Source organism: Paenibacillus sp. FSL L8-0641 (genome assembly GCF_038006265.1).
Classification (GTDB): domain Bacteria; phylum Bacillota; class Bacilli; order Paenibacillales; family Paenibacillaceae; genus Paenibacillus; species Paenibacillus polymyxa_D.
In genome coordinates this window covers 5073882-5091734 of the sequence record NZ_JBBOUW010000001.1, presented here as the reverse complement: position 1 = coordinate 5091734, position 17853 = coordinate 5073882, and the positions used below count along the sequence as shown (strand labels likewise).

The following is a 17853-nucleotide window of genomic DNA, read 5'->3' as shown; positions in this document are numbered from 1 at the left end:
GATTATGCCTTTTATGGCGTCAGATGCAAAAGGAGAAACAAAAGATATGAAATGGTTGGAGTCTTATCCGAAAGAAGTGAAAGTGTTTCTCATTGCCAGCCTGATTAATTCTGCTGGAAGTTCCCTGATGTGGCCGTTGGTTAGCATGTATGTGTTTGACGAGCTAAACCGTAGTATGGGAGATGCAGGAATTGCGATTTTAGTGCAGTCTCTGGGCGGAATTTTTGGTCAAGTGTTGGGCGGAGCCCTCTATCACCGTATTGGAGCCAAGAAGCTGATTGTTGGCTCACTCGCGATGAACGCGCTGGGACTTCTCGCGCTTCCATTTACCAGCGGTCATTGGGTGGCGTTTGTCATCATGATGGGCTTTATCGGCTTTTTTAATGTCGTATCTGTGCCTGCGATTCAGGCGTTTGTAGGTTTTCGTTTCGCTGACCGTCGCGGAGAGCTGTTTAATATTATTTATGTCGCTAACAATATTGGGGTTGCAGTGGGTACGGGATTGAGTGGCGTGCTGGCTGACCTTTCCTATCAGCTCAGCTTTGTGATGAACGGAATGACTTCTGCGGTATTTGCCGGATTCTTCTGGTCTTATCTAAGCAGGGTGGATCGGGAAGAGGGAGAAGTACAGCTCAGCAAGTCTGTGAAGAAAAGAGAGGAAATCCCAGCTCGTTTGCTGTTTCGTGATACCAGATTGTATCTCTTTGTGGGGTTAGGCTCACTTTTTTTATGGTTCGGCAATTCGATCTGGAATACAGGAGTGTCTCCCCATATTATTGAGCAGGGCTTGCCTAAAACGATGTATGGATTACTATGGACACTGAATGGTATCCTTATTTTTGCCGCACAACCCATTATTTTTTGGATAAAACGACTGTACGCTCATCACGCTTCAACGCAAATGACATGGGCCGGAGGATTTTATTTGGCGGCTTATATTGTCATGCTGGGCACACAGAACTATACTGGAATGATATTCGCTATGGTTCTGGCGACCCTGGGAGAAATGCTGATTGCACCTGCGGTTCCAGCATTCCTGTCTGATCATGGAGGTCGGGGTGCACCCTTTTACATTGGGCTTGTGGGGGGCATTGGCGCAGCCGGACGGGTAATGGGGCCTTATATTATGGGGAAGTTGTATGATGGTGGTGGGTTACCGCCTACACTTTGGCTGGCATCAGGCGTAGCGGTGTTGTCGATCCTGTTTTTCGTCCTGCATAGCTGGTTGAACCGTTACCGGCATCATTCGGATACTTTGAATACTATGACGTCCAAGGCGGATGTTCCCAGTTCTTAAGTCCTAATAAAAATGCAGTATTATGCTGTAATTATGGTACAATAAGTGACGGATGATTGTAGTTATTGCTTCAGGAAAGCCTTCACAGGAAGGATTGAAAGGAATTGTTTACAAGTCAACTCTTGACGATACGTCATTCGGAGATGAAGGATGCTCCTGATCTGATTGCGCTGGATGAATTGGTATGGAATGAACGCACGGCTCCCGCCTCGCTGTCCTGGAAGTCGCGCGGGGAGTTTCTGCGTAATACGCCTCCAGGCTCTCAACTGGTCGCCATCGAACAGGAAGTACTCTGCGGGTATATTGGATTTCGTCCTCCAACGCTGTTGGCTAGTAATTGTCATGTACTCGAAATAAATATAGCTGTACATCCAGCTTATCATCGCAAAGGCATTGGGACGGCACTCATGAACTCCATGAAGGATATTGCAGCTGCGGAGGGCATACGTAAGTTGAGTTTGCGTGTACTCTCATGCAACACGGAAGCCCTTATGTTTTATGAAAAAAGTGGTTTCGCGATTGAAGGACGTTTGCATGAGGAGTTTTACATAGCAGGCCAATTCGTAGATGATGTGTTAATGGCCTATTTCTTAAAATAGGCGGGAGGCTACAGACAGCAATTCGGTTGTATGCCCGGCCTAAACCAACAACGCCGCAGACCTGCTCAGGTCTGCGGCGTTGCTGTACAATACAATATTACCGAAGTTGCTTCCATTCATTTTGGAGCATACCGTACACTGCGTGGTTCATGTAGCCGTCGGGCAGCAATTCCGCTTCGCGTACAATGCCTTCGAGCACAAAGCCCAAACGTTCCGGAATACCGCGGCTACGGCGGTTCGTCGTTGCAGAGCGGATTTCGACCCGATGCAAGTCCAGCTCCATCAAAGCATATTCAACGAATACGCGGCAGGCGCTGGTCATTAGACCTTGTCCTTCGTACCCGTGTCCAAGCCAGTATCCGATGCTAACGGAGCGGTGAGTCCAATTGATCTCATGGTAGCTGATGATGCCAGCAAGCTCGTTGTCTATCCAAATTCCGGCGGTCAGACTACCGTTCTCTGCGGCTTGTTTCAAGGCGCCCTGCACGAACTGCTCTGTGTGGCTGATTTCCGTGGTAGAGTCTACCCATGGAAGCCATTGACGCAGGCGGTCACGGGACATTTCGATCAGCTCAAACAGAGGCTGCACATGCTCCTTGGTGAGCGGCCGAAGGACTGTGCGTTCGTCCAACGCATATGTAAACATGATTGATCCCCTCTTTCACTCGGAAAATCGCTAAACCAGCCAGTCTAGCATTTAATCCCATGCTACCTTATTCTGCGAGAGTCGTCAAAAGGGAGAGGAAGCTTCAAATTCAATAGGTCCCACCCGGAACCGTTCATGCTCGTATACATATCTCAGATCCAAATCCCCTACAAATTCGGTTGGGGATACACTGCCAGATACAGTGGCTTGCAGAGGAAGCTGTTCGGCATCATACATTACGACAGAGCTAAAATCGAGATGCTTTGTAAATTGGGCTGGATCATCGTAAAATACTGATGCTTTAGGGTCCATTGTGTGTGTGACACCGTCAATCGTGACAGCAATATGAACCTGGCGGTTGTGGTCACGTGGCTCCACTGAGCTGTGAACGCGCTGGGACACAGCATCTGCTGCCGATTCGACTGCATATTCTTCCATCGTCCGTGCGTTAACAATATGCAACTCCTGCAATTCGACACCCGTTCCCGAGGCACGCGTGAGGACCACGACGGCTTCACGCACACCATCCCCATTCACATCCCTATAATATAATTGTGGTGCGGTGGAGATATCTGCCGAGCCCGACCATCGGAATGTGTGGCGTTGTTGGCCGATTTCCAATACAGCTGAATGGAATAATCCCTGTGACGGACTAACAGCATATAAGCGGACGGATGAGTCTTCTGAAGCGCTGGCTAGTGGACGAGATTGTACAGTTCCGTTCACCGGGTCCGGTGAAGGATGGCCGGAAGTCATGACGGAAGAGGACAAAAGCATAGACAGCAGGATCACAATGAGCAGCTTAAACACGGGTGGGTCTCCTTTTCCGGGCAAAATAAAAGATATATACACTATAACGAATTTATTTGCCGAAAATGTTAACTCTTTTTCATAACTTGTCACTTTTTTTGCTGAAGAGAGCATAAGGATTTTCATTTTATTGAGTTATGCGGTGTGAAAGGGTATATTTAAGGGAACATGTTTTACACAGATTATACGGAAGAAAGGTTGATTAGCGTGGAGAAGCCGATCACTCCCCCCAATTTTATTAAAAATGTTATTGAAGAGGATCTACGTACGGGTAAGGTAAAGGAGGTTGTTACACGATTTCCGCCTGAACCTAACGGATATTTGCATATTGGACATGCCAAAGCTATCTGGATCAATTTCTCGTTGGGAGATGAATTCGGAGGACGCACCAATCTGCGTTTTGACGACACCAATCCGGCGAAGGAAGACACGGAATACGTGAACTCCATTCAGGAGGACGTGAAGTGGCTCGGTTATGAATGGGAGGAAAAACATTTTGCCTCCAATTATTTCGAAGAAATGTACAAGCGTGCCATCCTGCTGATCCAAAAGGGTAAAGCTTATGTGGATGATCAAAGCGCGGACCAAATCCGTGAAACTCGTGGCACACTGACCGAACCGGGGCAAAATAGTCCTTATCGGGATCGCAGTGTGGAAGATAATCTGAAGCTGTTTGAAGAGATGCGTGCAGGCAAATACCAAAATGGTGAAAAGGTGCTGCGTGCCAAAATTGATATGGCTTCGGGAAACATTAATTTACGTGATCCGATTATTTACCGTATTTCACACACAGCACATCACAATACAGGCGACACATGGTGTATCTATCCAATGTACTCCTATGCTCATCCGCTGGAAGATGCGATTGAGGGAGTAACGCACTCGCTCTGTTCGCTGGAATTCGAAGATCAGCGCCCGCTGTATGATTGGGTTGTAGCTGAATGTGAAATGGAAAAGGTACCGCACCAATACGAATTTGGACGGCTGAACCTGGCTCAAACCGTAACCAGCAAACGTAAGCTCAAGCTTCTGGTCGATGAAAAGCACGTAGATGGTTGGGATGATCCTCGTATGCCGACGATTTCCGGTTTACGTCGTCGCGGCTATACACCGGAGGCCATCCGCAGCTTCGTATATGAGACAGGTATTTCCAAAGCCTACGGAGTCATTGATTTGCAGGTGCTGGAGCATTTTGTACGTGAGGATTTGAAGCTTAAGGCACCTCGCACCATGGCAGTCATAGATCCGTTGAAGGTGGTTATCACAAACTATCCTGAAGGACAAGTTGAAATGCTGGAGGCGGAAAATAATACGGAAAATCCGGAACTCGGTACACGCCAAATTCCGTTTTCCCGGGAAATTTATATCGAGCGTGAGGACTTCATGGAGAATCCGCCGAGCAAATACTTCCGTTTGTTCCCTGGTAATGAAGTACGTCTCAAGCATGCTTACTTCATTAAATGCAACGATGTGATTAAGGACGCAGACGGAAATGTAACGGAAATCCACTGTACCTATGATGTAGAAACCAAGAGCGGATCAGGCTTTACGGGACGTAAAGTGAAAGGCACGATTCACTGGGTAGAGGCTACTCAAGCGGTTCCTGCCGAATTCCGTTTGTATGAGCCTTTGATTAACGCAGAGGACACGGATGAGATTGAAGAGGATGCATCAGAAAAAACATTCCTTGACCAATTGAATCCGAACTCATTGGAAATTGCTCATGGCTATGTCGAGCCGAACATGAAAGAAGCTCAATCACAGGACAAGTTCCAATTTTTCCGACATGGTTATTTCAGTGTCGATCCGAAGCTTTCCAAACCGGGTCAGCCTGTATTTAACCGTGTTGTATCGTTGAAGAGCTCTTTCCAATTGCCTAAGCAATAGGCTGTTGGAAAGCGTGGGAGAGATGGTAGCTTCGTGCGACCAGTTGAAAAGGAGTCTGCCGTTGGCAGACTCCTTTATTTTACGCATGCACGCTCTTTATACATTTGGCGATACTTGCTAACAAGCCAGAAGGGAAGAGGGGATACCTCATTCCTCTAGTGTTGTTAAGGGGCACTTTCTATTCGTTTGTGCCCGCTGGCAGTCCTGGCTGATAACCGTTCTTGTACAGCATGTACCACATAATGGAAAATCCCGCAGAGCCAAGTAGGGCGAAAAAGACCCCTGCATGGTACATCATTTCTCCACCAAAGTTCTGGAATAGCCAACCTCCCGCAAAACCTGCTACGATACCGGATATACCACTCCAGGTCAAGGTATATACGGCCTGTCCGGATGATCGGTATGCTGCAGGGGTAAATAGGACGGTCAACTGGGTGCCTACATAGAAGTATCCACCGAAGGTGACGCAATGAAGTGCCTGAATAAACACGATCTGAATCGGGTCTGTGGCCAGAGCCATCAGTTCCCACCGTAAGGCAAACAGCAAACTGACGAGTGCCAAACAACCTACCATCACGGTCATCTTTTTCTTCAAGAAGCGATCAAACAGCAAAAATACAATAATTTCGAATACCGATGACATAAAAACAGCAAAACCAAGCATCTGTTTGGACCCACCCAGCTCGGTGATGTACAGGGACATAAAGGCGCTGTTGATCGAATTTGGGATGGATACAAGGATGCCCAATAAAATAAAGGATATAAAGTATCCGTTCATTAAAACGCTGCCAAAGCCACGCAAATGAATAGTTGCTGTCTCCACAGAGCTTTTTAGTGGTGGGATCGACAAGGTGCAGATCAATGCAGCCAGAAGAAGTACCGTAAAGATGGTGGATATGCTGGATATCCCCGTTTGGTCAATAACGATGCCGGCAACTGCTGCTGTCACTGCCCAACCGAAAGAGCCCCATATACGGAATGCACCAAATTTCCGGTCTGTGCCCTCAATATAGCTGAGAATCAGGCTGTTGCTTTGCGCAAATAAAGGGCTTTGGAAAAAATAAAAACCAATCATCGACACATAAATCATGATATACGTATGGACATGAAATAAAGCTTGCAGCAATAACAAGGTACCTATAATCATAAATAGCAGAATACGTCGGAGGTTACGGCTCCGGTCGCTTGTATAGCCCCAAAAAGGGTTCGCAAATACGGATACAAAAGGCCCGATGGCCATCAGACTCCCGATCTCCAGCTTGTCCATGCCGATATCTTGCAGATACAACGGGAAGAAGCTGGAGAAAATGACCATAGCTCCATATAGAAAAAAATTATACAGTTTTAAGGAATATAGAGGAGTCTCTTGAATTTCTCTCTTTTGCAAGACAAGCCATTCCTTTCTTAGCCCGATAGAGAACTGCGCATCGATGCCGATCTGTGGGAGGTTCTTTATTCCAATGTATCATGTGTTGAAAGGGTTAACAAACCAATTAATTAACAATTATGTAATAATTAAATTTTGTTCAAAAAGTTCATGATGCACATTTGCAATTGTTTTCAGAAAAAAAGGAGGGCATATTTGTGAAAGTGACTGGTATTATCGTCGCAGGAGGACGTTCCAGACGAATGGGACAGGATAAGGCTCTGCTTGAGATTGATGGAGCCACTATGCTTGAACGGATGTATACTACATTGCAGCAGGCGGCCCAGCGGGTTGTAGTAGTCACTCGTGACAACCAAGGATATGGCCTGAGTGGTATGGAAACTGTGTCTGATGTTTTTCGGGGTATGGGGCCCTTGAGTGGTATCCATGCAGGATTATCTGCATCTACTACGGAGTGGGGGATGGTTGTCGCTTGTGATATGCCTTTTGTACAGCCAAAGGTGCTACATGATCTGCTCGCTGTAACTAAGAAGTGGACGGAGTTGCAAGGAACGAGGGAACCAGCATTGCAAGCAGTGATACCTTCTATGAATGGACGTATACACCCGTTGCTGGCTGTATACCATCGGAGCGTGCTACCGTCTGCCGAGGAATGTTTGCGTAGTGGACGGCTTCGTCTCACCGATTGGTTGGACAAGCTGAACGTTCGTTATGCGACAGTAGAAGATTTGCCGGGAGTGAGTGAAGACATGTGGCATAAGGCCGTGTTCAATATGAACAATCCGCAGGACTACCAGCTTGCTATAGAGCAGTTGAAGCATAGTATAAAACAGACCACGCAGAGCGTGAAGAATTTAAAGGAAATGCAAGAGGATTAGGAACGTACAAGCTTCCTGTTCAGGGACTATTTAGGAGAGAAAATACCAGAGAAATATAATGGGTTAAATTTGGGGGAATATATTTATGCTGGAAGCTATTATCCATGCCCTTTTATTGGCGCTGGGTTTGATTTTGCCTTTGGGGGTACAAAATGTATTTGTGTTTAATCAAGGGGCGTGCCAGTCGCGGTTTCGCAATGCATTGCCTGCTGTCATAACAGCGGGTGTCTGTGACACAATCCTGATTACGCTTGCGGTTGGGGGCGTATCTCTTATTTTGCAGCAATTTCTATGGCTCACGAACGTACTCTATGCGGCGGGCTGTTTGTTTCTGCTGTATATGGCCTGGACTTTATGGAGATCGAAGGCAGCTTCCTCGGGAGAAAGTCAGGCGATGCGGCCGAAACAACAGATGATTTTTGCCGCTTCGGTATCGCTATTGAATCCACATGCCATACTGGACACGGTTGGCGTAATTGGAACCAGCTCCCTTCAATATGACGGCGGGGAACGCTGGGCCTTTGGTCTAGCCGCCGTGTCCGTATCTTGGATATGGTTTATCGGTCTGGCAACGGCGGGGCGTCTCGTGGGACGTATGGATTCAGAAGGGAAGTTTGGGACTGTGCTCAACAAAATATCGGCACTGATTATTTTAGGCTTGGCCATTTATATGGCGATAAATTTCATTACCAGTATGTGACCCAATCCTTGTTAGAGGAAATACTTCAATACAGCGAACACCCCGCTCAAAGCAAAGGGAACACCGATCAAAAATAGCATAAAGGCCAGACAGCCTGCACCATTTATACCGCCTGCAATTCGGGCGTCCCGAGGGTTGGATGGATTGTAAATCGGAAAAGCGCATAGTTGGAATATAGAACATTCGGAATCGGAACAACTGTGTTTGTGGTATGAAAATGAGCGAATGTGTAGATGAAATAAAAAAGTGACGCTGAATTACAACAGCGTCACCGTAATGCCTTGCTCCAGACGCTTCACGTCCTGGAGCTCGATCTTCCCGGCCATGGCGTGCAGAGCTGCCGCTGTGCCGCAGGCCGCTCCCTGCCGTAGCATGGCAGGGAGATCCAGCCCCGTCGCCGCGCCGGTGACCAGGCCGGCGACCATGGCGTCACCGCTGCCGAGCGCGCTGACAATGTCCGCGTCTGGCAGGCTCACGCGGTAGCGCGCATTGTGCGTCACCGCCAGCGCCCCGCTCGCGCCGAGCGAGATGACGGCCAGCTGCGCTCCGGCGTCCAGCAGCTTCGCTGCCGCCGCTTCAGCGGCATCCGGACGCGCTGCGTCGATCCCCGCGAAGTGGGCGGCCTCGTCCTCGTTAGGCTTCACGAGGTCGGGTTTTCCGCGCAGCCCCAAGCGCAGCGCCTCACCGCTCGCGTCCAGCGCCACCCGCGCGCCACGTGCCTTTGCCAGCGTGCACAGCTCGGCGTACAGATCGGGCGGACAGCCGGGTGGCAGGCTGCCGGAGAATACGACCCAAGCCGAATCCTCGGCAAGGGTCTCGATTTTGCGCCGCAGTGCGGCTAATTCAAGCGGCCCAACGGTCGGTCCGCTCTCAATCAGCTCGGTCTGCGTGCGCGCGGACGGGTCGAGCACGGTAATGGCGAGACGGGTCTCCCCATGTGCCGTTTCAATGAAATCGGCGCTTACGCCTTCCGCGCTCAACCCGTCAATGAGCAGCCGTCCGGTGTGTCCGGCAGCAAACCCGGTTGCTCGTACTGGCTCGCCTAGTGTGCGAATGACGCGGGCGGCATTCACGCCCTTGCCGCCCGGTACCGTCAGGCCGCCTTCAATGCGGTGGACGGCATTCAAACCGAAGCCTGCAACTGTGTAGATTTTATCCACAGCCGCGTTAAGCGTTACGGTGGTAATCACAAGGCATCACTCCTTTAAGATCAGCAATTTGCAGCATTTGGTGCCATTCGCTTATGCTAAGATATTAGCTTTAATCCCAATGCTGCGGCAAGAATCATGGCGATGAATAAGACACGCAGTACGCTTTTTTGTTCACCGTACAAGAACATGCCTGTAATCGTGCTACCAACCGTTCCGATGCCTGTCCATACCGCATAGGAAGTCCCCATAGGCAAACTTTTCATGGCATAGCTGAGCAGGGAAAAGCTAAGAACAAAGGATAAGACCATAAGCACTAAGGACTTCCAGCCTTTGCCCACCGTAACTCCCTTCATACCAATGACTCCTAATACTTCCGAGCATCCCGCGATAACCAAAGCAATCCAAGCCATTATGCGCCACTCCCTTCCTGAACATCACGGTCGGTAACTAACTTCAGGCCGACCACACCTGCCAGCAAAAGGGCGATTAACAGCGTTTTGGACCATTGAAACGGTTCCCCGAATAGCAGCATTTCGCCTACGACCGTTCCCCCTGTCCCTAGTCCAGTAAATACAGCATATACCGTGCCTACAGGCAAACGCTTCGCAGCCTTCATGATCAAATAAAAGCTGGCCACCACAGCCAGCACGGTTACAGCCCAGGCGAGTATAGAATCCGCATGCTTCAAACCCGATACCCATACGACCTCAATCAGGCCGCCAACAAAGACGTAAATCCAACTGCGATTCATGATGAATATTCTCCTCAAAAATAAATTTTATAAGTTCGACGGCTTCATGCTTCATGAGGTGAGGTTAACGTAATCCCACGCCAAAAAATAGGCCATGCAGCGTCCAGTCTTCGGTGGTAGTTGACGCTTCCACTGTACAGGAGCTCCACCATGACTCCGTCCACCAGTGTCATAAAGGCTAAAGCCACATCCACTGGCTCCATATGCCCAAAGGGTTCCCGATCCCGTGCATTACGGAGGTGACGAGTTAATTTTCGCTCCATTTTGTCCAGAAAAGGATTAACAATATCCAGCACCTCGTTATACAACGATACAGGCGGAAAGAAGGAAAAGCGAAGCATAAACTTGGCTGAGTCGTTGCTCTCATATTCCTGTCCCATCCAAAACAAGAAGTCATGCAGGGTATGCTTAAGCGGCTGATCTTTACGTTCCGTAAAGTACTCGAAAATACGTAGATTCTGCTCTTGAAAAGCATACCTCGCTACCTGTAGGAACAGATCCTCTTTGCCTTGGAAATGCGCGTATATAGACGGTTTTCGGATACCGACCTCAGCGGCAATACTGCTCAAGGATGCTCCTTCATACCCATTGGTGGCAAATTGAAAAAGAGCGGCCTTTCGAATCTCTTCCATTCCCATTATTGTCACCTACCTAACGTTCGTTAGTTTATTCTTGCACGAAAAAAAGTAAGTGTCAACCCAGCATCATTGTGTTTTGTATAAAGCTTTTCTTTGGATTTTTTTATCAACATTTTAATAAAAAAGTGGGAAGAAATAAGGGGCTCATGTACAATATAATGAAGAATACTTGTCGAATGCAGTCCACTGGAAGTGAGGTTAGTTATGAGGCGAAGCTTACTAGCCGTATTGATCGCGGCTATGGTGTTTATTATTTATTATTTTGGCTTGTTTAATTACATCGGCAAAAATGAAGGAACTGTCATCAGTATTTTTTCCACCCTGACAGTGATCTCCATCAGTCTGATTATTTTTACGGAGAATCGTAATCCCTCCACTACGATGTCCTGGATTTTGCTGCTGGCATTGCTGCCAGTCGTTGGACTTCCTCTCTATTTTCTGTTTGGGCAAAATGTATTCAAGCGTCGCAAGTATGATAAAAAGGCATTGCGTGACCAACAGGCTTACGACCGCATAGAAAAGGATGCTTTGCGAGTCAAACGGGATCTGACCTGCTTTACAGATGAGCAGCAGCAGTTGATGCGTTTGGCCCGCAGACTGGCCCGCTCCCCGATTTATTTTGCGACCGAAACTCAAATTCTGAACAATGGAGATGAAACCTTCTCCACTTTGCTAGAAGAGCTGCGCAAGGCGCAGCATCATATCCATATGGAATATTACATTTTCCGTTCGGATGATATCGGTACCAGCATTCAGAAAATTTTGATTGAAAAGGCTAAAGCGGGTGTTAAGGTTCGGTTTATGTACGATGCGGTGGGCAGTATTCAGTTGTCAAAGTCATTTTTGAAAGAAATGAGAGATGCAGGAGTAGAGGTTGTTGCGTACGGCGGCGCTCGGATCTTGTTCTTCTCCAGCCGGGTAAACTATCGTAATCACCGTAAAATTGTAGTCATCGACGGTAATATCGGATTAATTGGTGGTCTAAATGTGGGAGATGAGTATCTCAGCCGCAACAAAGCCTACGGCTTTTGGCGTGATACACATATGATTGTGAAGGGCGAAGCTGTGCGGACGTTGCAGCTTATATTTCTACAGGATTGGCTTCACATGACGGGTGAGTCGGTGCTCGATAGCGAATATCTGTCTCCCAGTATTGAACCCATTACAGACGGAGGCGTGCAGATTATTGCTAGCGGCCCGGATAATGAGCGGAGAGTGCTTAAAAATCTGTTTTTCTCCATGATCACGTCCGCCCGAAAATCAGTCTGGATTGCCACTCCTTATTTTATCCCGGATGAAGATATCCTGACTGCCTTACGGATGGCTGCCTTGTCCGGGTTGGACGTACGTATTCTGTTTCCCGCAAAACCGGATAAATGGCTACCTTTTCTCGCGTCTCATTCGTACTTCCAGTCGTTACTGGAGGTTGGAGTCAAGGTATATGAATATGAAAAAGGGTTCCTCCACTCCAAGCTCCTCATCATTGACGGGGAAGTTGCGACCATCGGGACAGCCAATATGGATATGCGTAGCTTTCATTTGAATTTTGAAGTTAACGCTCTGTTAATTCAAACGCACAGTGTGCAGCAGATGGTAACAGACTACGAACGAGATTTGCATTCTGCCAGTCTGATCGTACGCGAAGAATTCATGAAAAAACGTCTGTTCAAACGTTTGATGGAATCGCTCGCGCGGCTGCTTTCACCGCTGTTGTAGGTCATAAACGAATTCGCTACAGCACTATTCGGTAGTTAAAATGTAGTAAAGCCTAAAATATCCTGTAGACGGTATATAATATCTTTCCAAAATGTTGAATGATCCTCGTAAGCTGCTAGATCCAAGCTGTATTCAGCCCCCTGATTATTCCATAGCTTATCGAAATAGGCCGCAACCTGTCGGGTCAGCTTGCTGTCCGCCGGAGCGGCCACCCACAATTCATTTTCCAGATTCAAATCATCCAGATTACGGGGCGTCAGATTGGTAGAGCCACCCCAAATGATATGCTCTCCTTGCGCCTTGGCGATATAAATCAGTTTGGTATGGAATTGCTCATGGGTGGTATGATACCAGCGAATTTGAATGTTCCCGCCCGATTTATCGGACAACTCTTGGGCGACCGGACGATTGGGGATGCCGATTTTTTCCTGACCAAACGCGTTCTCATTGGGGTCCAGCAGTAATTGGATGTTTACACCGCGCGCAGAGGCATCCAGTAGGCTATTCAATACTTTGCGGTCAGCCAAATAAAACATGCCCATATGAATGCTGTCACCTTTCTTCGTCTGCCCGATGCCATCCAGAACCGAGGTGTACACCTTGCCCTCAGTTAGATATTTGATTCGATAGCTGTCCTTACTCGATGGAACTTTGGGTTCGGCCTGTGGTGTATAGGCAGGAAGCTGCCCACCGCCCGAAAAGTCCAACACCGCCTGTTCCGTTTGTAAAATGTCTCCGATGATGGGCCCCTTCACCTCCAGCGCTACATTGGAGTGGTAGGCGCTCGCGTCGTGCACATTGCCTGTAGAAATGAGCGCTGTCTGTTCGCTGACAACCAATTTTCGGTGATTGGCCTTGACGTTTAACAGCTTAAGATAGGAGCGAGCCGTAACATCCGGTCCGTCACTGGCCATCAGGTTGGGAATCCAGCCTGTGCCTTGCTGCCCGAACCATTGGAAGAAGGTACGCCACACCGCCGAATAGATGGGTGTAGAGTCCCGCAGGGGATCTACATCGGTCTGCACGACCTGAATCCCCGCTCGCTTCATATTTTCCAACAAAGGGTTGGGAGCAGAATTGTAGTTGGTATTGACTTCATCTGTAATGAAAAAGATAGGCATATCAGGATGAGCTTTCTTTTTGGCAATAAGATGATCGGTCATTTGTGCGCTAACTTGGGGGAAGTGCTGACCTTTATGCTTATAGTCGTTGAACAGAAACAGATCGATGACGATAAATTGCTCGGCTTCATCAATGATCCCGAGCATACGCTTCAAAATTTGTCCTTCATGCTGTGCAGTACTACCATCCCCGGTGGGATAGGTCAAATCCGTCCAGAAGTTTACCTCATGGGTTGAATACTCCTGGCTCTCATAAGAGACGAACGGAGGCAAGGGTTTATGGGTCTGATACAGCATGACGGCAATCAGCCAAAGGATAAGTACCAGAATGGCGATTTTAAGGGCACGGCCCTTATGCCTGGATTTTCTTTGATATTCCGGCTTAGAATGCAGCGGATCACGTGTAGTCATATGACGATCAACTCCTCAATTGGATGCTGCATTCCGTTTTACCGTGCCGGAACATGCAGTTTTATGATGGGATACTGTCAAGTTATTAAAGCAAGTGTGCAGGATTGACGCGGATACTGAATGAAATGAAGGATGTTTTACTATTCGTTGAGGACATATGTCCTTTATAGAGAGTCTGCCCTATAATTTAATATATAGAAAAGTCATTTACATGGGGAGAATAACGATTTATGAGAGGAATCTTGTTTGCTTTTCTGGGAGGAGCGTGTATTACGCTACAAGGTGTAGCGAATACACGGATTAGTCAGGATATTGGTACATGGCAGGCTGCTGCTGTTACTCAGCTAATAGGGTTTATTTTGGCAGCATTAGTCTGGATGTTTACAAGGGATGGCAATGTGGCTGAAATGAAACAGGTGAAGCCAATGTATCTTTGGGGCGGTGCCTTTGCAGCTATTATTATATTTAGTGAAGTCACGGCGATCCAACATATTGGGGTTACGTTCACGATCTCGGCGTTGTTGATTGCGCAGTTGTGTTTAACCTTTCTGGTAGATATTAAGGGATGGTTCGGTATAGTGAAGCAAAAGATGAAGCTGCCACAATTTATAGGTATTGGTATGATGATCGCGGGTGTAATTATTCTGAAGCTTTAAAATAGAAATTTAACTTGTAAAGAAAGCTTAGAATGTAGAGATTGAAGGTGAGCTTAGGAATGAGAGAAATTCAGGATCAAGAGCAGCTAAAATATTTTTTGCAGCTGCATGAGTTGGAATCCATACTCTACGAGCCACTACATCCTTATTTGTCGTTGCATCGTTTGGAGCAAGGGGAAAAGCTCTGTTTACAGGGGGATCCCATTGAGCATCTATATATACTGGTGCAGGGCAAGGTCAAGATTTATACCAGTTCTACAGAAGGGAAAACCCTGATCCTTTGCTTCAAAACACCGATCGAGGTCATAGGAGATGTTGAATATATTCGGAATAGTCACGTCATCAACACGGTAGAGGCAGTGTCTCCGATCTATGTGATCGGTATTCACCACCAATGGATGAACAAATACGGCAAAGACTATGCTCCTTTGCTGCAATTTCTATTGGATGTTGTCACGCGAAAGTTTTGCCTGGACTCCGACTTTTCCAGTTTTAATCTCATGTATCCGGTGGAAGTCAGACTGGCGAGCTACCTGCTATCGGTTTCTTTTGACGAATCGAATACAGCTTTTCATGAGGAATTACGGGCATCCAGTCTGGTAGATGTGGCGAATTTGATCGGAACCAGCTATAGACATCTCAACCGTGTTATTCGCAAAATGATTGAAGATGGATGGGTTGAACGGACAAAAGGCTATATTGTCATTCGGGACAGAAAAGGTTTGAGTGAACTGGCAGGACATAATATTTATGAATCATTGTAATAGGAGCATGTAGTAAAAAACAGAAGAATATCAAGGATCATCAAGGGAGAGTTAACATATGTTATTAGGAATTGTATTGGCGGTTATCGCAGGTGCCTTGGTCAGTCTGCAAACGATATTCAATAATAAGGTGAATGAACGGACAGGATCGTGGGCCACAACAACATTGGTGCTGGGCACAGGGTTCTTGGCTTCCTTACTCGGGAGTCTTATTTTTGAAGGGAAAAATACATTTGCTTTACAGCATATGCAGCCGTGGTACTGGTTCAGTGGCATGATTGGTGTCGGTGTTGTGTTCTGTCTGGTACAAGGAATGAAGCGACTTGGTCCGACCTATGCGATCTCCATTGTATTGACAGCGCAATTAGGGACCGCCCTGTTGTGGGATTCATTAGGATGGCTAGGATTAGAGAAAATTCCGTTTACCATTAACAAGCTGATCGGTGTATTGGTCATTATCGGTGGTATTCTTGTGTTTAAATTTGGACATTTTGCAGAAAAGCGGCAGCTCAATTAGGGGCGGCTTTTCTGTAAAGTTTCCGAAATAACTGGTTTATTGCGTATTTTGAACATGATCTATGGGGGAGAAAAAATGTTCACGATCGTGTATATATTTTCCCATCCATGATACAATGAGAGTATCTTAAAATAACCACTTTAAGGGCATACGATATTTGTATAAGAGACGATAAATAGATCGGTTACCGTGTTCGGGAACGGTCTTATTTGTGCTTCTTGAACTTGATACAATAAACAGAGTGACTTTGGATGAGGTGGAACATAGATGAGTAGTACAGAGAATAAAAAAGGAGCACCTGACGGCTTTAACAGATCCGGCTCTTTGTTGCCTGCCGCGCGGACAGGCGAACGGAAGATTGAGCACGTCCGCCTTTGTTTGCAAGAAGATGTGGCCGGACAAGGTATCACCAGCGGGCTGGAGCGGTATGTCTTTAAGCACTGCGCTCTGCCGGAGTTGCATTTTGACGAGGTTCGCCTGGATACTACTTTTTTAGGACAGGCTGTACGAACACCGTTGCTTATTAGCTCCATGACAGGCGGCAGCGCCGAGACAGGAGCGATTAATGAGCGATTAGCAGAGACAGCGGAGAGACGCGGCTGGGCATTGGGCATCGGCTCGGTACGGGCTGCGGTGGAAAGGGAAGAATTGGCTCCAACCTTTGCAGTCCGTCGTCTGGCACCCAGTATCCCGATCCTTGCCAATCTGGGTGCGGTGCAGCTGAACTACGGATTTGGCGTGGACGATTGTCGCCGTGCAGTAGACATTGCTGGAGCAGATATGTTGGTGCTGCATTTGAACGGATTGCAGGAGATTTTCCAACCCGAAGGGAATTTGGATTTTAGCGGCCTGCTTAATCGTATCGAGGAGTTGTGTCGTCAGCTTTCAGTGCCTGTAGGAGTGAAGGAAGTAGGTTGGGGCATAGATGGCGAGACGGCATCAAGACTGTATGATGCGGGTGCAGCCTTTATTGATGTCGCTGGTGCAGGCGGGACAAGCTGGAGCCAAGTGGAGAAATTTCGTAACCCTGATCCTGTGCGTCGCGCGGCGGCGGAGGCGTTTGCGGACTGGGGCAATTCGACCGCTGATTGTATCGTGGAAGTCAGAGCCGCTCAGCCACATGGTGCTCTGATCGGCAGCGGTGGACTGAGAGACGGTGTCAATGCAGCGAAGGTGCTTGCTTTGGGAGCTGACATGGCAGGCTTCGGGCGTTCTTTGCTCGGTTCTGCGGTTGCCTCTAGTGAAGCGCTGGAGGCACGTTTGGAGCAGGTCGAACTGGAACTCCGCACGGTCATGTTTGGCATTGGGGTAGATGGAATAGAAGGGCTCAAAGATACGACTCGACTAAGAAAGAAGGTAAATGGATGAGCGGACTTATTACATTGGTTCCGATGAATGCGGAGCAATATGATCGATTTGAACAACGCTCGCTTGCCGACTATGCGGATGAGAAAATCCAAGCAGGTACATGGACGGTTGAAGAAGCACCAGAGCGAGCGGCAGAAAGTTTTGCTCAATACCTGCCACAGAGACTAGACACACCTCATGCTCACCTGTATATGTTGATGTTTTCCGATGACGGGGGGCAGAGTCAGGAGGAAGCTGGCTACATCTGGTTCAATATTACGGACGGCGTGCAAGGAGAAGAAGCTTTTCTACTGGATATCCTTGTATACGATTCATACCAGGGGAGGGGTCTAGGTACGCTGGCGATGGAGGCTTTGGAACAGGAGGCTCGCAGACTTGGAGCTGTCCGCATCGGTTTGCATGTATTTGGGCATAATGAGCGAGCTTTGCATGTATATCGCAAGTCGGGCTATCGGATTACAGATATCCAGATGAGCAAAGAAATCTAAATAGGGATATAGTAAAATCCTGAATTCCATAACCGTATGCTTGCCGCGTGTATAGGTTCTCATATATA

Annotated in this window: 19 protein-coding genes; 11 read left to right on the top strand and 8 right to left on the bottom strand. The window is 47.7% G+C overall.

The features are described 5' to 3' along the window. The first annotated feature begins 46 nt into the window (after positions 1-46). Both MKY16_RS22940 and MKY16_RS22935 read left to right on the top strand, forming a co-directional pair. Positions 47-1297 carry an MFS transporter gene (locus MKY16_RS22940; protein WP_340957134.1) on the top strand — a complete coding sequence of 417 codons (1251 nt, stop codon included), beginning with the start codon at positions 47-49 and terminating at the stop codon, positions 1295-1297. A 104-nt stretch (positions 1298-1401) separates the two neighbouring features. Next, positions 1402-1896, top strand: coding sequence for a GNAT family N-acetyltransferase (locus MKY16_RS22935; RefSeq protein ID WP_069010031.1), 495 nt, complete (start codon positions 1402-1404; stop codon positions 1894-1896). A gap of 97 nt (positions 1897-1993) precedes the next feature. Here MKY16_RS22935 and MKY16_RS22930 read toward each other — a convergent pair whose 3' ends face one another. Continuing rightward, on the bottom strand, positions 1994-2542 hold the full coding sequence (locus MKY16_RS22930; protein WP_029518539.1) for a GNAT family N-acetyltransferase: 549 nt from the start codon (positions 2540-2542) through the stop codon (positions 1994-1996). A gap of 84 nt (positions 2543-2626) precedes the next feature. Continuing rightward, entirely contained in the window at positions 2627-3352 is a 726-nt protein-coding gene (locus MKY16_RS22925; protein ID WP_069010030.1) for a copper amine oxidase, read from the bottom strand. Positions 3353-3520: 168 nt separating this feature from the next. Here MKY16_RS22925 and MKY16_RS22920 point away from each other — a divergent pair, with 168 nt between their 5' ends. Beyond that, the gene (locus MKY16_RS22920; protein WP_340957132.1) at positions 3521-5239 is read left to right on the top strand and encodes a glutamine--tRNA ligase/YqeY domain fusion protein; all 1719 of its coding nucleotides are present in this window, start codon (positions 3521-3523) and stop codon (positions 5237-5239) included. A gap of 178 nt (positions 5240-5417) precedes the next feature. Here MKY16_RS22920 and MKY16_RS22915 read toward each other — a convergent pair whose 3' ends face one another. Continuing rightward, positions 5418-6626, bottom strand: coding sequence for an MFS transporter (locus MKY16_RS22915; protein ID WP_340886637.1), 1209 nt, complete (start codon positions 6624-6626; stop codon positions 5418-5420). Between the two features lie 197 nt (positions 6627-6823). On the opposite strand from MKY16_RS22915, the gene mobA reads away from it, so the two are divergent. Together mobA and MKY16_RS22905 are read left to right on the top strand one after the other, a co-directional pair. Further along, a complete protein-coding gene (gene mobA, locus MKY16_RS22910) occupies positions 6824-7504 on the top strand; it encodes a molybdenum cofactor guanylyltransferase (RefSeq protein ID WP_069010029.1) in 681 nt (226 codons plus the stop codon). 85 nt (positions 7505-7589) lie between these two features. Beyond that, entirely contained in the window at positions 7590-8204 is a 615-nt protein-coding gene (locus MKY16_RS22905; protein ID WP_069010028.1) for a LysE/ArgO family amino acid transporter, read from the top strand. Positions 8205-8461: 257 nt separating this feature from the next. On the opposite strand, the gene MKY16_RS22900 is transcribed toward MKY16_RS22905, so the two are convergent. The 4 genes from MKY16_RS22900 to MKY16_RS22885 are packed head-to-tail and all read right to left on the bottom strand — an operon-like array spanning position 8462 to position 10744. After that, entirely contained in the window at positions 8462-9394 is a 933-nt protein-coding gene (locus tag MKY16_RS22900) for a 1-phosphofructokinase family hexose kinase (RefSeq protein WP_322251510.1), read from the bottom strand. A 56-nt stretch (positions 9395-9450) separates the two neighbouring features. Beyond that, positions 9451-9765, bottom strand: coding sequence for a DMT family transporter (locus MKY16_RS22895; protein WP_013312355.1), 315 nt, complete (start codon positions 9763-9765; stop codon positions 9451-9453). Beyond that, positions 9765-10106 (bottom strand): DMT family transporter, encoded by a 342-nt coding sequence (locus MKY16_RS22890; RefSeq protein WP_013312354.1) that lies wholly within the window; start codon positions 10104-10106, stop codon positions 9765-9767. Before MKY16_RS22890 ends, MKY16_RS22895 begins: the two co-directional genes overlap by 1 nt. 44 nt (positions 10107-10150) lie before the next feature. After that, entirely contained in the window at positions 10151-10744 is a 594-nt protein-coding gene (locus tag MKY16_RS22885) for a TetR/AcrR family transcriptional regulator (protein ID WP_069010026.1), read from the bottom strand. 204 nt (positions 10745-10948) lie between these two features. On the opposite strand from MKY16_RS22885, the gene cls reads away from it, so the two are divergent. Further along, positions 10949-12460, top strand: coding sequence for a cardiolipin synthase (cls, locus tag MKY16_RS22880; RefSeq protein WP_029518528.1), 1512 nt, complete (start codon positions 10949-10951; stop codon positions 12458-12460). A gap of 35 nt (positions 12461-12495) precedes the next feature. Here cls and MKY16_RS22875 read toward each other — a convergent pair whose 3' ends face one another. Then, positions 12496-13992, bottom strand: a complete 1497-nt coding sequence (locus tag MKY16_RS22875) for a phospholipase D family protein (RefSeq protein ID WP_069010025.1) — start codon at positions 13990-13992, stop codon at positions 12496-12498. 230 nt (positions 13993-14222) lie between these two features. Between MKY16_RS22875 and MKY16_RS22870 the strand changes: the two genes are divergently transcribed. The 5 genes from MKY16_RS22870 to MKY16_RS22850 all read left to right on the top strand — a co-directional run bounded on the left by MKY16_RS22870 (position 14223) and on the right by MKY16_RS22850 (position 17785). Next, positions 14223-14648 (top strand): DMT family transporter, encoded by a 426-nt coding sequence (locus MKY16_RS22870; protein ID WP_069010024.1) that lies wholly within the window; start codon positions 14223-14225, stop codon positions 14646-14648. Between the two features lie 59 nt (positions 14649-14707). Then, positions 14708-15412, top strand: coding sequence for a Crp/Fnr family transcriptional regulator (locus tag MKY16_RS22865; protein ID WP_029518525.1), 705 nt, complete (start codon positions 14708-14710; stop codon positions 15410-15412). 58 nt (positions 15413-15470) lie between these two features. Next, positions 15471-15929 carry a DMT family transporter gene (locus MKY16_RS22860; protein WP_029518524.1) on the top strand — a complete coding sequence of 153 codons (459 nt, stop codon included), beginning with the start codon at positions 15471-15473 and terminating at the stop codon, positions 15927-15929. 267 nt (positions 15930-16196) lie between these two features. After that, entirely contained in the window at positions 16197-17297 is a 1101-nt protein-coding gene (fni, locus tag MKY16_RS22855; RefSeq protein WP_029518523.1) for a type 2 isopentenyl-diphosphate Delta-isomerase, read from the top strand. Continuing rightward, on the top strand, positions 17294-17785 hold the full coding sequence (locus MKY16_RS22850; RefSeq protein WP_340933457.1) for a GNAT family N-acetyltransferase: 492 nt from the start codon (positions 17294-17296) through the stop codon (positions 17783-17785). The genes fni and MKY16_RS22850 overlap by 4 nt, the downstream gene beginning before the upstream one ends. Positions 17786-17853: the final 68 nt, after the last annotated feature.

Bases quoted from the DNA above. Each gene is read 5' to 3' on its own strand.
- MKY16_RS22940 (WP_340957134.1), top strand. From the start codon at position 47: ATGAAATGGTTGGAGTCTTATCCGAAAGAAGTGAAAGTGTTTCTCATT.
- MKY16_RS22930 (WP_029518539.1), bottom strand. From the start codon at position 2,542: ATGTTTACATATGCGTTGGACGAACGCACAGTCCTTCGGCCGCTCACC.
- MKY16_RS22920 (WP_340957132.1), top strand. From the start codon at position 3,521: ATGTTTTACACAGATTATACGGAAGAAAGGTTGATTAGCGTGGAGAAG.
- MKY16_RS22905 (WP_069010028.1), top strand. From the start codon at position 7,590: ATGCTGGAAGCTATTATCCATGCCCTTTTATTGGCGCTGGGTTTGATT.
- MKY16_RS22895 (WP_013312355.1), bottom strand. From the start codon at position 9,765: ATGGCTTGGATTGCTTTGGTTATCGCGGGATGCTCGGAAGTATTAGGA.
- MKY16_RS22890 (WP_013312354.1), bottom strand. From the start codon at position 10,106: ATGAATCGCAGTTGGATTTACGTCTTTGTTGGCGGCCTGATTGAGGTC.
- MKY16_RS22885 (WP_069010026.1), bottom strand. From the start codon at position 10,744: ATGGGAATGGAAGAGATTCGAAAGGCCGCTCTTTTTCAATTTGCCACC.
- cls (WP_029518528.1), top strand. From the start codon at position 10,949: ATGAGGCGAAGCTTACTAGCCGTATTGATCGCGGCTATGGTGTTTATT.
- MKY16_RS22875 (WP_069010025.1), bottom strand. From the start codon at position 13,992: ATGACTACACGTGATCCGCTGCATTCTAAGCCGGAATATCAAAGAAAA.
- MKY16_RS22870 (WP_069010024.1), top strand. From the start codon at position 14,223: ATGAGAGGAATCTTGTTTGCTTTTCTGGGAGGAGCGTGTATTACGCTA.
- MKY16_RS22865 (WP_029518525.1), top strand. From the start codon at position 14,708: ATGAGAGAAATTCAGGATCAAGAGCAGCTAAAATATTTTTTGCAGCTG.
- MKY16_RS22860 (WP_029518524.1), top strand. From the start codon at position 15,471: ATGTTATTAGGAATTGTATTGGCGGTTATCGCAGGTGCCTTGGTCAGT.
- fni (WP_029518523.1), top strand. From the start codon at position 16,197: ATGAGTAGTACAGAGAATAAAAAAGGAGCACCTGACGGCTTTAACAGA.
- MKY16_RS22850 (WP_340933457.1), top strand. From the start codon at position 17,294: ATGAGCGGACTTATTACATTGGTTCCGATGAATGCGGAGCAATATGAT.